The organism is Rothia endophytica, assembly GCF_928381505.1.
GTDB classification, from domain to species: Bacteria; Actinomycetota; Actinomycetes; order Actinomycetales; family Micrococcaceae; genus Rothia; species Rothia endophytica_A.
The window spans coordinates 120665-134911 of record NZ_CAKMSJ010000001.1 but is presented as its reverse complement, the minus strand read 5'-3'; the positions used below and the strand labels follow the sequence as shown (position 1 = coordinate 134911).

The 14247-nt window shown below is 54.7% G+C and carries 15 protein-coding genes; 9 read left to right on the top strand and 6 right to left on the bottom strand.

Annotated features, from left to right (window positions below; genetic code table 11):
• The first annotated feature begins 107 nt into the window (after positions 1–107).
• A complete protein-coding gene (gene fdxA / locus L6990_RS00585) occupies positions 108–431 on the top strand; it encodes a ferredoxin (protein WP_237202136.1) in 324 nt (107 codons plus the stop codon).
• A gap of 357 nt (positions 432–788) precedes the next feature.
• On the opposite strand, the gene L6990_RS00580 is transcribed toward fdxA, so the two are convergent.
• Complete coding sequence (locus L6990_RS00580; RefSeq protein WP_237202135.1) at positions 789–1217, bottom strand: hypothetical protein; 429 nt, start codon at positions 1215–1217, stop codon at positions 789–791.
• 26 nt (positions 1218–1243) lie between these two features.
• Between L6990_RS00580 and L6990_RS00575 the strand changes: the two genes are divergently transcribed.
• From L6990_RS00575 to L6990_RS00545, 7 genes are all read left to right on the top strand, one after another.
• A complete protein-coding gene (locus L6990_RS00575) occupies positions 1244–1624 on the top strand; it encodes a hypothetical protein (protein ID WP_237202134.1) in 381 nt (126 codons plus the stop codon).
• A gap of 101 nt (positions 1625–1725) precedes the next feature.
• The gene (locus tag L6990_RS00570) at positions 1726–2502 is read left to right on the top strand and encodes a transposase family protein (protein ID WP_237202133.1); all 777 of its coding nucleotides are present in this window, start codon (positions 1726–1728) and stop codon (positions 2500–2502) included.
• 42 nt (positions 2503–2544) lie between these two features.
• Positions 2545–2763, top strand: a complete 219-nt coding sequence (locus L6990_RS00565) for a hypothetical protein (RefSeq protein ID WP_237202132.1) — start codon at positions 2545–2547, stop codon at positions 2761–2763.
• Between the two features lie 337 nt (positions 2764–3100).
• Positions 3101–4234, top strand: coding sequence for a succinyldiaminopimelate transaminase (dapC, locus tag L6990_RS00560; protein WP_237202131.1), 1134 nt, complete (start codon positions 3101–3103; stop codon positions 4232–4234).
• 209 nt (positions 4235–4443) lie between these two features.
• Entirely contained in the window at positions 4444–5724 is a 1281-nt protein-coding gene (locus L6990_RS00555; protein ID WP_237202130.1) for a citrate synthase, read from the top strand.
• Between the two features lie 262 nt (positions 5725–5986).
• Positions 5987–6547 carry a hypothetical protein gene (locus L6990_RS00550; RefSeq protein ID WP_237202129.1) on the top strand — a complete coding sequence of 187 codons (561 nt, stop codon included), beginning with the start codon at positions 5987–5989 and terminating at the stop codon, positions 6545–6547.
• 12 nt (positions 6548–6559) lie between these two features.
• Positions 6560–6847 (top strand): hypothetical protein, encoded by a 288-nt coding sequence (locus L6990_RS00545; protein ID WP_237202128.1) that lies wholly within the window; start codon positions 6560–6562, stop codon positions 6845–6847.
• Between the two features lie 76 nt (positions 6848–6923).
• On the opposite strand, the gene galE is transcribed toward L6990_RS00545, so the two are convergent.
• The 3 genes from galE to dapD form a co-directional block, all read right to left on the bottom strand.
• On the bottom strand, positions 6924–7937 hold the full coding sequence (gene galE, locus L6990_RS00540) for a UDP-glucose 4-epimerase GalE (RefSeq protein ID WP_237202127.1): 1014 nt from the start codon (positions 7935–7937) through the stop codon (positions 6924–6926).
• Positions 7938–8135: 198 nt separating this feature from the next.
• Positions 8136–10235 carry a 5'-nucleotidase C-terminal domain-containing protein gene (locus L6990_RS00535; protein ID WP_237202126.1) on the bottom strand — a complete coding sequence of 700 codons (2100 nt, stop codon included), beginning with the start codon at positions 10233–10235 and terminating at the stop codon, positions 8136–8138.
• A 142-nt stretch (positions 10236–10377) separates the two neighbouring features.
• Positions 10378–11334, bottom strand: a complete 957-nt coding sequence (gene dapD, locus L6990_RS00530; protein ID WP_440480466.1) for a 2,3,4,5-tetrahydropyridine-2,6-dicarboxylate N-succinyltransferase — start codon at positions 11332–11334, stop codon at positions 10378–10380.
• A 58-nt stretch (positions 11335–11392) separates the two neighbouring features.
• Between dapD and dapE the strand changes: the two genes are divergently transcribed.
• Positions 11393–12532, top strand: a complete 1140-nt coding sequence (gene dapE, locus L6990_RS00525) for a succinyl-diaminopimelate desuccinylase (RefSeq protein ID WP_237202125.1) — start codon at positions 11393–11395, stop codon at positions 12530–12532.
• Between the two features lie 101 nt (positions 12533–12633).
• Here the strand turns inward: dapE and L6990_RS00520 are convergent, their stop codons facing one another.
• Both L6990_RS00520 and L6990_RS00515 read right to left on the bottom strand, forming a co-directional pair.
• On the bottom strand, positions 12634–13539 hold the full coding sequence (locus tag L6990_RS00520; RefSeq protein ID WP_237202422.1) for an amino acid ABC transporter permease: 906 nt from the start codon (positions 13537–13539) through the stop codon (positions 12634–12636).
• Between the two features lie 5 nt (positions 13540–13544).
• Positions 13545–14228: an amino acid ABC transporter permease gene (locus L6990_RS00515; RefSeq protein ID WP_237202124.1), complete on the bottom strand. Its 684-nt coding sequence runs from the start codon at positions 14226–14228 to the stop codon at positions 13545–13547.
• Between the last annotated feature and the right edge of the window lie 19 nt (positions 14229–14247).

The following is a 14247-nucleotide window of genomic DNA, read 5'->3' as shown; positions in this document are numbered from 1 at the left end:
CTCTAGCCCACAAAAATAAGCCCCATGTGCGTGCACCCTATAAACTAGAGCACGAACCAAAACCTACCCAGCGCACCGGCGCCCACCCGCGCCCCAGAAAGGCAGAGATGACCTACGTTATCGCCCAGCCCTGCGTCGACGTCAAAGACCGTGCATGCGTCGAAGAATGCCCCGTCGACTGCATCTACGAAGGCGAACGCTCCCTCTACATCCACCCCGATGAATGTGTTGACTGTGGCGCCTGCGAACCCGTCTGCCCCGTAGAAGCCATTTACTACGAGGACGATGTCCCCGAAGAGTGGGAAGACTACACCGCAGCTAACGCTGACTTCTTTGACGACCTGGGCTCGCCCGGTGGCGCTGCACGTCTGGGTCTCATCGAAAAGGACGTCCCTTTCATCGCAGCCCTGCCTCCGCAGAACCAGGACTAAACAGCTTCCACCCCCTCTCCTCCCTAACTAAGGCGAGGAGAGGGGGTTTGTTTTTAAGCCCGGAATGGCCTGGTCGGGGTTGAACCAATGGTGAAGTTAAGGGCTTCGCAAGCTCAAGCGCATCATTTGAGTATACTCAAGACGTACGCGAGTCAGAACGGAACCATGATTACAGAGCTGGTGAGCGAGTGTATCGATAATCTATAAATATGTAAAGCCATCTAACTTTATATACAGATAGGTGACTCATCGAATAGCTTTAGAGGTGCCTACCTCTGTGTTTGTGTGATGGGATGAGGGCTCATGCATCGGTTTGATGGTAAAAGCTGTTTCTGAAGGTGTCAGTATTTTTTGAGTTTAACTGTAAAAATTCTCAGACTGCACAAGCTGTCCATGTAGGTTGGTTGAAATTACTTTGCTTTCCCACTGTTTAGTAGGGCCAGCCTCAAATTTCTCTGTTCTAAGCGTCAACAGCCTATCCTCCAGGCCTGGAGGATAGGGTGGAATTTCTTCCGGCGGGCAGCTCCATAGGAGTATGCCATCTTTGGTAGATGAAAAATTGCTGGGCTCCACCACCTCATAATAGAGGGTCTTCATCTGGTTGCAAGTGGAGCGATAGGGGATTCGGATGGCCAGAAGGTCCTGTCCATGGTTTTTTTTCTTAAGGATGACAGTAAAAAATGTGTCATAAACTACAAATAGGTAAATTTTGTGGTTAAACTCCTCTAAAGGGATGTATCCCTCCTGGGCAACAAAGCATTGTATGCAGGCTAGGCGATTTTTCATTCTTCGGCAACTCCTGGAGGTCTATCATGAAGCACAAATTATACCGTGGGTTTATCTCGATTATAACCATAGGAATCTTAGCTTTTTCCCCGGTTTCAGCGCAGGCAGCTGGAGGATACAATGTAGGGGAAATCCTTGACACTGTGAAAAATCCTAATGCTCCGGGAGAATTTCCTATTCGACGCGGATTCTTTGATGGTGAGCAGGGTTTCGGCTATGACAAGGCATATCATAAACACGGCTTGAGAAACATTGAAGCTATCAAGAAAGTTGGAAGGTCTCCCTTAAGCAGCTGGGAGGGTAATTCTCTTGTTGCCAGAGCATATGCCGGTACGTATACCTGCGGCTGGTGGGGGCGATGTACTCTACAGGATGAACGAGAGATAAGGAGGCTTATTCAAAAGTAGGAACACACCCACACCCCACCAACTAGACAACGGCCCCACCAGCGGCAAAAATAAGAGGATTAAATCACTACAAATAACCTCAAGCCATACCGGAAGAACCGTTGCTCCACCAGCGTACAACAGGGCTCACACCTCAGCAATTCACCACGCTACTGACAGCCCTCACCGCCCACATCACCTGGGCAAAACCAGGCGGAAGACCACCAGCACTAACCCTGGCCCAGGGTCTTAAAGTCACCCTTTTCTACCACCGACACAACCTCACCGAAGAACTCCTCGCAGAAATCTTCAACACCTCCCAGCCCACCATCTCACGGACCCTCAACACCGTTGAAAAAGCACTTGAGAAAGCCCTCAGGCCGCTAGAACAGTCTATAGAAAACAGCCTGAAAATCCCTGGTTCACTGGTTATCGACGGCACCCTAATTCCCACTTGGAACTGGCGTTCACTAGGAAAAACAAACTTTTCTGGTAAGCATAAACGTGCTGGTTTCAACCATCAAGTGATTTGCACCCTGGGCGGGAAACTGCTGGCCATCACTGACCCGGTCCCTGGCGCTAGGCATGATGCCTATGCCTTCAAGCATCATGGCTTGGAAAGATATCTTGATGAGAGCACTTTGGCTGATAAGGGTTACATCGGGTTGGGGTTGGCCACCCCAGTAAGACGCAGCAAAGCCCGCAGGATGCCTACAGATGTGAAGGTGGTGAACAGGTTCATTAATTCACGCCGATCGGTGGTGGAGCGGGTTATCGCGCAGGTCAAGACGTGGCGGGTTTTGCATACAGGTTTCCGGCGGCTGCTGAGCGTGTATGGGCGGGTGTTTGCGGTGGTTCGGGGGTTGGTGTTTTATGCGGCTGGGAGGACTTTTGAATAAGCCTCAAGAGTTGTTTTTACTGTAGATGCTCAGTATGGAGATATGAAATTTGACTCTCAGCTTGGGCTGCTCACAGCATACTGCAAAAACCCCGATAACGCGCCTCTTTGCCCTGACTGGGTGGAATCTTCGATTTTATATCCTGAAACCAATATTCTTTACGGTCAAGTACCGAACGATGTTTTCTCTAATTCATATAAAGAAGGTAGCAAGGTAGAGGTTTTCTCGTATGAGCAGCTACCTGAAATCATCGGTAAATAATTACATTTCATCCATTGAGGCTTATTCAAAAGGTATCAAAACCGCGGATGGGCGCAGTAGCGGCAAGTTAATCCTCTCAACTGGTTCGCTGTCGCTCACAAGGTGATTTACACCAGTCCCGAGCCAGATTGGCCACTTACTGCGTCCATCCGTTTCACCCTTTTGAATAAGCCTCATTTACTTTGACTTCGCAGGTAAACCTTGGCTTGCCGGCCCGGTGCTTATCAGCGGGTCTAAGCTAAGCAACCTTGCCAGCATTCGAGCGGGTACCAGCAGCGCTGCGGCGTCCTTGCGTAGACTAGAAGCAGACAGAACTCAGCCTAGTGAAGGAAAACCTATGAGCGCCTTTGGCCTTTCTCTGCCCGACTACCCCTGGGACACCATGGCTCCTTACTTGGAAACAGCCAAGGCGCACCCGGATGGGCTGGTGAACCTTTCCATCGGCACCCCGGTTGACCCGACCCCTGATGTCATCCGTCAGGCTCTCGCTGATGCCACTGACGCTCACGGTTACCCTACGACGCACGGCAACGTTCAGGTGCGTCAAGCAATCGTGGACTGGTTTGACCGCCGCCGCGAAGTGCCGGGTTTGAGCGTTGAGCAGGTTATGCCGACCATCGGTTCTAAGGAACTGGTCGCCTGGCTGCCCTTCCTCCTGGGGCTGGGAGAGGGAGATGTGGTGGTGCGCCCCACCGTTGCTTACCCCACCTATGACATTGGTGCTCAGCTGGCTGGGGCTACTGCTGTTGCAGCTGATTCTCTCAATGAGCTGGACGCCGATACCCGCGCCCGGGTGCGTCTGATCTGGGTTAATTCCCCCGCCAACCCTACCGGTATCGTCCGTGGCGTTGATGAGCTGAAGATGCTGGTTGATGACGCCCGGAGCCTCGGTGCTGTGGTTGCCTCTGATGAGTGCTACGCAGAGCTGGGCTGGGGGGAGTGGGATACCCAGCAGGGTGGACAGCTGGTGCCTTCTATCCTTGATCCCCGGGTGTGCGGCGAGAGCAAGCACCTGGTCTTCTCGGTCTACTCCCTTTCAAAGCAGTCCAACTTCGCTGGCTACCGAGGTGCCTTCATCGCCGGGGACGCAGAGCTCATGCCCAACCTCATTAATTCTCGTAAGCACGCAGGCATGATTGTGCCTGCCCCCGTGCAGGCCGCCATGGCAGCTGCGCTCAATGACGATGCTCATGTGGAGGCGCAGAAGGATCTCTACCGTGCCCGCCGTGACCTACTGCTACCAGCGGTGCAAAAGTTTGGGCTGACCGTTGAAAACTCTGAGGCCGGCCTCTACCTCTGGGCGACTGCCGGTGAGGACACCTGGACGACCGTCCAACGCTTTGCTGAGCTGGGCATTCTCATTGGTCCAGGAGTTTTCTACGGTGAAGCAGGTGAGGGGTATGTGCGCCTGGCACTCACCGGTTCTGACTCAGATATTGAGAAGGCAGCAGCTCGTCTAAAAGCTGCATAAACAGCGGTATTACAGGTCTTATTAGGGCGTAATCTTTTGCCCTGCCCGTCCCCTGAATGTGACCTCACCCATGGTTCTGTTGTAATGTGAACCATAGATGACATGCGTACGCGTGCGGTGTGGCCCTCAACGGTTGAAGGCCACGCCGCTCTCTATGAAATCCTCTCTAGCGATTCGTGTACGCTTGACCTCACACACCAGGAGGAACAATGACTGAAAACAACGCGACCCTCAGCTATCAGGGCAAGGAACTGCCGCTGCCTGCTGTGGAAGCAACCGAAGGTAACGGTGCCTTCGAAGTAGCTGGAATGCTTAAAGAGACTGGCAAGGTAGCCTACGACCCCGGCTTCATGAACACTGCAAACGCAAAATCAGCAGTGACCTACATTGACGGCGACGCCGGCGTCTTACGTTATCGCGGCTACCCCATTGAGGAGCTAGCCGAGAAATCAAGCTTCATCGAAACCGCGTACCTTCTCATTTATGGTGAGCTCCCCACCGCCGATCAGCTGGAAGAGTTTGACCTGATGATACGTCGGCACACCATGGTGCATGAGGATTTCAAGACCTTCTTCAACGGCTTCCCCCGCGACGCCCACCCCATGGCTGTGCTGGCGTCCAGCGTTTCAGCTATGTCTACCTTCTACGCAGATTCACTGGATCCTTTTGATCCGCGCCAGGTAGAGATTTCTACCTTCCGTCTGCTTTCCAAGGTTCCCACCCTGGCGGCTTATGCTTACAAGAAGTCCAAGGGTGAGCCCCTGATTTACCCCCGCAATGAGCTCAATTACTCAGAGAACTTCTTGCGCATGTGCTTCGGTTTCCCCACCGAAGAATACGAAGTTAACCCCGTGCATGCTAAGGCTCTTGACCTTCTGCTGCTCTTGCACGCAGACCATGAACAGAACTGTTCAACCTCCACGGTGCGCCTTGTAGGTTCAGCTAACGCCAATATGTTTGCCTCTGTTTCTGCCGGCATCAATGCTCTCTATGGTCCCCTGCACGGCGGTGCCAACGAAGCTGTGCTGAAGATGCTGACTCAGATCCAGAAGGAGGGCATCAGCCCCGAGGACTTCATGGAGAAGGTCAAGCGCAAGGAAGACGGCGTGCGCCTCATGGGCTTCGGTCACCGCGTCTACAAGAACTACGACCCCCGTGCCCGCCTCATCAAGGTAACCGCTGACGAGGTGCTTGAAAACATGGGCGGCAACAGCGAACTGCTGGATATCGCTAAGCGCCTTGAAGAGAAGGCACTGAACGATGACTACTTCATCGAGCGTAAACTCTACCCCAACGTAGACTTCTACACCGGCATGATTTACAAGGCGATGGGCTTCCCCGAGAAGATGTTCACCGTACTATTCGCACTTGGCCGTATGCCTGGTTGGATAGCCCAGTGGACCGAAGGCGTGCAGGACCCCGATCGTAAGATTGGACGCCCCCGCCAGGTCTACATTGGCGAAAACGAGCGCCACTACCCGGGTGCATAAACCCAGGGTTTAACACCTAAAGCCGGCCCCCAGAAGGTGGCCGGCTCTTTTTATTTAGCCACGATTTATTTAGGCTTCGTAACCATTGGGGTTGTTCTTCTGCCAGTTACAGTGATCGCGCACCATCATTTGAGCGCTCCAAACGTTTACCTATTGAATTGGTGCAACCGATTAAAGCAACTCTTGAAAATTATATTCTATGACTGTAGTGTTACCTGCAACACATAAAATCTATGTGTTTTTGGAATGTTAGGTTGAAATCATGCATTCCCTCACAGGAAAAGTCGCCCCCCTCTCAATAGTTCTCACCGTTGTGTTTACTTTGATGCTGGCTTTTTCTTCCGCTCAACCTGTAAACGCCTACAGTAAGCCATCGGGTGATGAGCAACTTGTTGAGGAGCTTCTCCAGTATGCTCAGTTGGATGCTACAGGGAATATCCAGTACTTTGATATATCTGAAGCAGTCTCTGATAACGCGGACAGTGCAGTAATCGATGCAGCGAAAGTCTTTAATTCATCCACTTTTTCTGCAGACCAAGGCAGCAGTGTTTCTGGGGTAGTTTCTCCCCAGTGGGGAATTCCTGTTCACGGTAATTGGTGCGGCCCCGGGCATAGTGGCCCCGCTGCTCCTATTGACCTGTTAGATACGCGTTGTCAGACCCATGACCGATGCTATGCTACTCAAGGCTATTTCAATAAGGCCTGTGACCGGCAACTAGTAGCTTCGATTGCCCTTGATTTGTCGCAATCAAGATATTCTTGGTGGGTCGGTACCAAGGCACGGGCAATAATGGCTGTATTTGTACCTAATGGTTATCTGTAAGGGTGAATTAATATGATGACAAATACCCGATATGTCGAAACAAATCACGGCTGGCGGGCCTTTAGCTCATCCAAATGGGGTAGCTTTCACTTAGTAGCCCTGGTAGCAACGGCTCTTTCTCTAGGGCTAATAATTTATGGAGCTACGGCCGTTTCTGAGATATGGATGCTGGCACCTCTGCTGGGAATAATATTTATACCCCTGAGCGTCATCGCCCGCACCTGGGGTTGGATTGTGATCTTTGCCTTGATTTTCCTCTTCTTCCCCCTGGTCATACTTTTCCAGGGGGTGAACTGGTAAACCGGTGAAAGATCATAAATATAAAAAGGGGTGCTCTTTCCACACATGGAAAGAGCACCCCTTTTTATGGAGTTGTTTAGGCTTCGTAACCGTTGGGGTTATTCTTCTGCCAGTTCCAGTGATCGCGCACCATGGTCTCGATGTCGCGGTGAGCGCTCCAGCCCAGGTCAGAGAGGGCAGCTGAGGGGTCAGCGTAGGAGACAGCGACGTCGCCGGGGCGGCGGTCCACCATCTTGTAGGGAAGCTCCTTGCCGGCAGCCTTCTCAAAGGCGTGTAGAACCTCAAGAACTGAGTAGCCGTTGCCGGTACCCAGGTTCCAGGTGTGCAGGCCCTGGTGGCTGGTGATGTAGTCCAGCGCCTTGAGATGGCCATCTGCCAGGTCAGATACGTGGATGTAGTCGCGCACGCCGGTTCCATCAACGGTGGGGTAGTCGTTACCGAAGACATTAAGATGCTCGCGGCGGCCCACAGCTACCTGGGCGATGAAGGGCACCAGGTTGTTGGGGATACCTGCGGGGTCCTCACCAATACGGCCGGACTCGTGTGCGCCTACAGGGTTGAAGTAGCGTAGCAGGGCGATGTTCCACTTGGAGTCTGATGCAGCGAGGTCGACCAGCATATCTTCGATGTGCTCTTTGGTGCGGCCGTAGCAGCTCTGAGCATCCATGTTGATTTTCTCGGTCAGCGGCATGGACTCCGGCTCACCGTAAACGGTTGCTGAGGATGAGAAGACGATGGAGGTGCAGCCGGCTTCCTCCATGGCGTAGAGCAGATTGAGGGTACCGGTAACGTTGGTCTGGTAGTACCAGAGGGGCTTTTCCGCTGACTCGCCCACGGCCTTGAGACCCGCGAAGTGGATGACTGCATCTGGCTTGACCAGGTTAAAGAGCTGCTTCATCTCGGGCAGATCCAGCAGATCAACCTTGCGAAACTCTACGGTCTTTCCAGTCAGTTCTTCAACACGAGCCAGCGACTCCATGGAGGAGTTGGAGAGGTTGTCCATGACGATGACCTCGTGCCCAGCGTTGAGCAGTTCAAGGACGGTGTGCGAGCCGATGTAGCCGGCGCCGCCGGTAACGAGAATTTTCACGTGTTCCCCTCAATAAGGTGTGGTTATTTGTGGTGTTTCTAGCTTAGCGGGTTAGCAGCACCAGGGCAGGGTTTGGCACACAGGTGTGGGCACATGCACGGACAGTGGCGCCCCGCCTATGACAGGTCCTTATCTGAACCTGTTATAGGCGGGGCGTCCTTATCGAGGGGGCTAATGCCCAGGTGCTTAAGCTAGCCTTTACAGCTTGCCTTTGCGGGTTGCCCGCATGGCGATACTTCCGACTACCAGTAGCAGAAGCGCTACAGCCAGCATGGTGAGCAGAGGTGCGCCCGTATATGCCAAGGCGCGGTTGGGCTGTGAGCTTGCAGCAACTTCTTGATTACCTGTAGTTTCACCTGCAGTTGCTACAGCAGTGGGAGTTTCCTCGCTGGGCGCAGAGGTTGGCTCATCGCTAGGTTCAACGCTGGGCTCTGCACTGGGGGAAGCAGTGGGTTCAGCTGATGCTGAGGGCTCGGGTGTCTGGCTGGGGGTGGGTACGGGGCCAACACTGTTATCTAGTGAGCTAGTACCGACCGTCCAGTTGAGAACGAAGAAGTCGGCCGGGTCAATGGTCTTGTTGGCTACCGCCCAGTCAATCATCAGATCACGCACGGCTTTCTGCTCTTCATAGACAATGGGAGCTGAGGTCACGTGTGGGTAACCCGAGCCACCGCTCCAGCGGTAGTTATTGAGTGCCAGAATGACCTTCTGATCATCAGCCAGGGCAGAGCCGTCAGCGAGTGTTAGGTTCTCAATGCGTTGGCCCACGGGCTGGGAGATATTGATGTGGTAGTTGACGCCAGAGAGCACATCGTAGGAGTAATCCGGGATGCCGCGGGTGGCGCCATCGTAGAGAGCATTGGTGACCGTTGACCAGTCCTCAATGACTGCTCCGGGCTCCTGCTGCTGGTAGTAGCGGGCCGAGTATTCCAGGTAATCCCTCAGCTGCGCTCCGGTCAGTTCAACCGCGTAGAGGGTGTTGTCATAGATATAGAGTGATGCCATATCCGCGATAGTCACAGGGCCCTGCTTGAAGACGGCAGTGCGTGAGAAGGGCGATGCCTCAGCAATCAGCGGGAGATCAGCGTAGGGGGTGCCTTCCAATGCGCGGGCTACCTCATCGGTCTGAACCCGGTTGATGAAGTCCAGCACAGCGGTGTCCTCCCAGGCAGATGTTGCAGCTGGCATATCTTCGGTAGCCTGGGCAACCACAGTCTGCACCCACTGGGTGGTTTCGGTATGGTAGGGCTCAATAGCAGCGCGGATACCCGGGTCGGCTGCGTAATTACCGGCTACCAACGGCGCAGCGGTAGGGCGCTCGGTCTCGTTCCACTTAACCTCAATGTCCCCATCAGCCTCTTTGACTAGGGGAAGGGTAACTTCAGAGAGGAAACGGGCCCAATAGCCCGGTTGAGTGAAGAGCACCTGCTCACCGTTCTTATTGGTGAAGTACTCCTGCACCTTATTGGTCACGTGCGAGTGACCTCCCACCACTACATCAACATCGGTGGACTGCTCAGCCACCGACTTAGCAATGTTCTCGTTGAGATCGGCAGGATTGTAGGTGTAGTCGGCAGCATCTAGTCCGGTATGAGCCAGTACGATGACCACATCAGCGCCAGCCTCCTTAACCTTGGGTGCCCACTCAGCGGCGGCAGCGGCGGCGTCCCTAAACTCTAGGTTGCCCTCAACGGTTGCCTTATCCCATACACGGACGCCGGGGGTTACTACACCGATCACACCAACCTGAACGGTCTCGCCGCCCACCGTTTTATTGATCATGGTGTAGGGCTCATAGGCGGGCTGACCGGTGCGCGCATCAATAACGTTGGCACCTAGCAAGGGCATATTGAGGCTGTCCTTGTACTGGGCAGATGCCTGTAAACCGTAGTTGAATTCATGGTTGCCTACCACACCCGCGTCATAGCTCAGCAGGTTGAAGACCGATGCCATGGGGTCAACGGTGCTGGCCGAACGGTTCTTTTGGTAGTAGCTTGCCAGGGGGTTACCCTGGTTGGCATCGCCGTTATCCAACAAAAGGGTGGAATCGTCACCCTTGGCGCTACGGGTCTGTTCAATGGCAGTTGCCAGGTGTTCCATGCCCAGCGCCTTATCGCCGGTGCCGTAGGGAGATCCTGTGAAATAGTCATAATTGAGCTGGTGTCCGTGAATATCGGTCGTAGCCAGAACGGTGAGGTCACCTAAATCAGTGCCACCATCAGCAGCAAAAGCTGCCGGCGCTAAAAACGCAGATGACGCCAGACCAAGGCCTGTCAGTAGAGCGAGAGAACGCTTCATAAAAGGAGTATCTTTCATCAGATTGTGTGCTGAATACCTGTGTGTGCGAGCTCTCTTCAGTTTAAAGGGCAAGAGCCCCGGCCTGCCACCCCATATAGGAGGTTAAAATTGCAGGTCAGGGCTCTTGGCCGGTTGGTGCGCTTTAGTTAGCGTGCAACTCTGAGTTCAGCTCAACGGTTTTGCCCTCGCGGGGTAGCACTTCAATAGCACCGGTAACCGAGTTACGGCGGAAAAGCAGGTTACTGATACCCGATAGCTCAACAGCCTTGATGACCTGGGGCTCTGCGCCGGGGTTGAGCAGGGTGACACGAGAACCAGCAGTCACGTACAGGCCTGCCTCAACCACGCAGTCATCGCCCAGGGCAATACCAATACCTGCCTCAGCGCCTAGCAGGGAGCGCTCGCCGATGGCAACGCGCTGGGTGCCACCACCCGATAGGGTGCCCATGGTTGAAGCGCCGCCACCGATGTCTGTGCCGTTGCCGATGACAACGCCCTGAGAAATACGGCCCTCCACCATGGATTCGCCCAGGGTACCGGCGTTAAAGTTGACGAAACCCTCGTGCATGACGGTGGTGCCAGCTGCTAGGTGAGCACCCAGACGCACGCGGTCCGCATCACCAATGCGAACCCCTGCGGGCACGACGTAATCAATCATGCGGGGGAACTTATCGACGTGGGTAACCACCAGGGCACCGCGGCGGCGTAGCTTCAATGACGCCGCGTTGAATTCGCTGGCCAGAACAGGGCCAAAGTTGGTCCAGGCGACGTTAGCCAACGTGCCAAAAAGGCCCTCAAGATTGATGGTGTTGGGCTCTACCAGGGTGTGGGACAGCAGATGAAGGCGCAGGTAGGCGTCCTCTGCGTTGGCGGGCGCTGCGTCCAGGTCAATGGTGACGTCCACGATTTCACGCACCACATTGCGGTCTTCATCGGTCTCAACCAGGGCTTCAAGATCAGCGACCACGGACTGGTCGGAGGTCTGCGCGAGAGCGGGGGCGGGGTACCAGACATCTAGTACGGTGCCTTCATACTCGCCGCTAGCGACGATGGTTGCCAGGCCTAGGCCTGCTGCTGTGCGGGTCTTTTGTTCAGTCATAGATACCAGTCTACGAAATCAAGGTGTACCGCGCAGTCTCTGCTTGTATGGTGGACGTATGACTGAACCCCGTGTTACCTCCCGTGACTTTGCCAGCTTTGGGCCGGCGTCCCTTGACCTCACCCAGCCAGTAGAACAGCTAACCGCTGACCTCCTTGATATCTTTTCCGTTTCCGGTGAGGAGGCGAGGCTGGCAGATGCTGTGCAGGTTGCCCTTGAAAGTATCGGTGGCTTAGAGATTACCCGTGATGGAGATTCCCTCATTGCCCGTACCCATCTGGGGAGGGGCCAGCGCATTGTGCTTGCGGGCCATCTGGATACTGTGCCCCTGCCCCGCACCGACGGTTCTTTGGGCACTGTACCTTCTATCTGGAAGGACGAAGCAGGGGAGCGTGTGCTCTACGGCCGCGGGGCGGTGGATATGAAGGGCGGGGTTGCCGTTCAATTGGCGTTGGCTGCCCACCTGACTAACCCTGCCTACGACATCACCTACGTCTTCTACGACAACGAAGAGGTCGCTTCAGAGCTCTCAGGCTTGGCTCGTCTCATGCGCAACCACGGGCAACTGCTAACCGATGCTGATTTTGCGGTGCTCCTTGAACCTACCGATGGTGTTATCGAGGGTGGCTGTAACGGCACCATCCGTTTCTGGATTCGTACTGAGGGGCTGGCTGCCCACTCGGGTCGCGCGTGGAAGGGCGACAACGCTATTCACAAGATGGCGGACGTCCTGGGCCGTCTTGCTACCTACCAGCCGCAGACCTACGAAGTTGAGGGGCTAGCCTACCGAGAAGGTCTCAACGCCGTGCAAATCTCTGGTGGTGTTGCCGGTAACGTCATCCCCGATGCCGCTGGCGTCCATATCAATTACCGCTTTGCCCCCAACAAAACCCTGAACCAGGCTACAGCCCACCTTCAAGAAATCTTTGACGGCTATGAGCTAGATTTTGTTGATCAGTCCTCGGCTGCCCGCCCCGGTCTGGACGCCCCCATGGCGGCATCTTTGATTGCTTCGGTGGGAGGAGAGCCTAAGCCGAAATACGGCTGGACGGATGTTGCCCGCTTCAGTGAAATCGGTATCCCCGCGGTCAACTTTGGTCCGGGCGATGCCCTGCTGGCCCATACTGATAACGAGCATGTGAAAGCCCGTGAAGTCCAGGCTTGCTACCAGGCACTTGCTACCTGGCTGGCCGCCTAAGGCAGAAGCTGTAACCGGTTAAAGCCCAATCCATGAAAAGGTCGGCGGGCCCACCATCTGGTGGACCCGCCGACCTTTTCACGGACCGGGACTAAGGAACCTTAATGCTTAGGGATCTTAAACATCATTTCAGTCTTAGGCCTAGCATTATCGACCTCGCCGGGCACACCGTCAGCGTGCTTGATCTCAACATCGGTGCGTGAGCTTAAGAACTGGGAAAGCCACTCAGCTAGCAGGGTGAGAGCGAAGTTGATCACTACGAAGATGAGAGCAGCCAACAGCAACATCTGCAGGATGTTACCTTCACCGGAGCCAAAGCGGCGGGCAGCTGCCAGCAGCTCGGGGTAGGAGATGATGTAACCCAGGGCGGTGTCCTTGAGGATGACCACGAACTGTGAGAGCAGGGAGGGCATCATGGCGGTGAGCGCCTGGGGCATGAGAACCGACGTCAGCACAGCCCAGGGAGTTAGACCGATGGCCAGCCCTGCTTCACCCTGGCCCTTAGGCAGCTGGTGGACGCCGGAGCGTAGCAACTCAGCGATCACCGAGCCGTTGTAGAGGGTCAAGCCCAGAACGACGGCAATGAAAGGCAACTGGGAGGGTGAGAAGAAGGTGAACTGACCCAGGAAGAGCCAGAAGAAAATCATCATCATCAGCACCGGTACAGCGCGGAAGAACTCGACCACCACGGTGCCAAAGCCACGAATAAATTTATTGGGCGCTAGGCGTGCCATGCCGAAGAAGAGACCAAATATCACTGAGGTAAAAACTGAAATGAGTGCGGCCAGCAGGGTTTTGCCCAGAGCCGGCAGGATGTAGTTAACCCAGAGGTTACCGGAGAAGAGTGAGGTCCATTTATCGGCTTCAAGCTGCCCCTGGCGCCCCATCACCATGAGAACGTAGGCCAGCATACCTGCCAGCACCAGAATGGCAATGATATTGAAAATACGGGTACGGGCACGTGCCTTGGGGCCCGGAACGTCAAATAGAACAGAGGTTGAGGTCATACGTTTCATCGCTTCACCGCCAGTTTACGAGAGGCCCAGGTGGTCAGCAGACCGATGGGGACGACAATGATGACAAAGCCCATGGCAAAGACAAAGAAGATCATGAAAATGAGGTCTGAGTTGAACTCAATCATGGACTTCATCATGCCCGATGCTTCTGCAACCGAGGCTACGGTGGCAACGGTGGTGTTCTTGGCAAGAGCGATTAGGGTGTTACCCAGCGGGGTAATGGAGCCGCGCAGTGCCTGCGGGAAGATGACATAGCGGGCAGTCGGCATGAAGCTCAGACCAATAGCGCGAGCTGCTTCAGCCTGCCCAACGGGCACCGTGTTCACACCTGAACGGATTGCTTCACAGACGAAGGCCGCGTGGTAGATCGCAAGAACGATGACGGCGTAGATAAAGAAGTTCCATTCAAAGCTGGTAGCCAGTGAGAGTTGGAACTGGGTCCACACGCCCAAAATTGCCAGGGTCATGAGAATGGTCAGAGGAGTGTTACGGATCAGGTGCACGTAAGCTGTGCCCGCCCAGCGCAACGAAGGCACCGGGGAGATACGCATGAGTGCCAGCACCGAACCGAGGACGAACGAGCCGATAGCTGCCCAGAAGGTCAGCTGCACGTTGGTCCAGAACGCTCCGAGAACGTCATAAGTGGCAAAGAGCGTGGAGAACTGTTCAGAGAACGACATGAAAGCCTCCAAAATCTAG

Bases quoted from the DNA above. Each gene is read 5' to 3' on its own strand.
- fdxA (WP_237202136.1), top strand. From the start codon at position 108: ATGACCTACGTTATCGCCCAGCCCTGCGTCGACGTCAAAGACCGTGCA.
- L6990_RS00580 (WP_237202135.1), bottom strand. From the start codon at position 1,217: ATGAAAAATCGCCTAGCCTGCATACAATGCTTTGTTGCCCAGGAGGGA.
- L6990_RS00575 (WP_237202134.1), top strand. From the start codon at position 1,244: ATGAAGCACAAATTATACCGTGGGTTTATCTCGATTATAACCATAGGA.
- L6990_RS00565 (WP_237202132.1), top strand. From the start codon at position 2,545: ATGAAATTTGACTCTCAGCTTGGGCTGCTCACAGCATACTGCAAAAAC.
- dapC (WP_237202131.1), top strand. From the start codon at position 3,101: ATGAGCGCCTTTGGCCTTTCTCTGCCCGACTACCCCTGGGACACCATG.
- L6990_RS00555 (WP_237202130.1), top strand. From the start codon at position 4,444: ATGACTGAAAACAACGCGACCCTCAGCTATCAGGGCAAGGAACTGCCG.
- L6990_RS00550 (WP_237202129.1), top strand. From the start codon at position 5,987: ATGCATTCCCTCACAGGAAAAGTCGCCCCCCTCTCAATAGTTCTCACC.
- L6990_RS00545 (WP_237202128.1), top strand. From the start codon at position 6,560: ATGATGACAAATACCCGATATGTCGAAACAAATCACGGCTGGCGGGCC.
- L6990_RS00535 (WP_237202126.1), bottom strand. From the start codon at position 10,235: ATGAAGCGTTCTCTCGCTCTACTGACAGGCCTTGGTCTGGCGTCATCT.
- dapD (WP_440480466.1), bottom strand. From the start codon at position 11,334: ATGACTGAACAAAAGACCCGCACAGCAGCAGGCCTAGGCCTGGCAACC.
- dapE (WP_237202125.1), top strand. From the start codon at position 11,393: ATGACTGAACCCCGTGTTACCTCCCGTGACTTTGCCAGCTTTGGGCCG.
- L6990_RS00520 (WP_237202422.1), bottom strand. From the start codon at position 13,539: ATGACCTCAACCTCTGTTCTATTTGACGTTCCGGGCCCCAAGGCACGT.
- L6990_RS00515 (WP_237202124.1), bottom strand. From the start codon at position 14,228: ATGTCGTTCTCTGAACAGTTCTCCACGCTCTTTGCCACTTATGACGTT.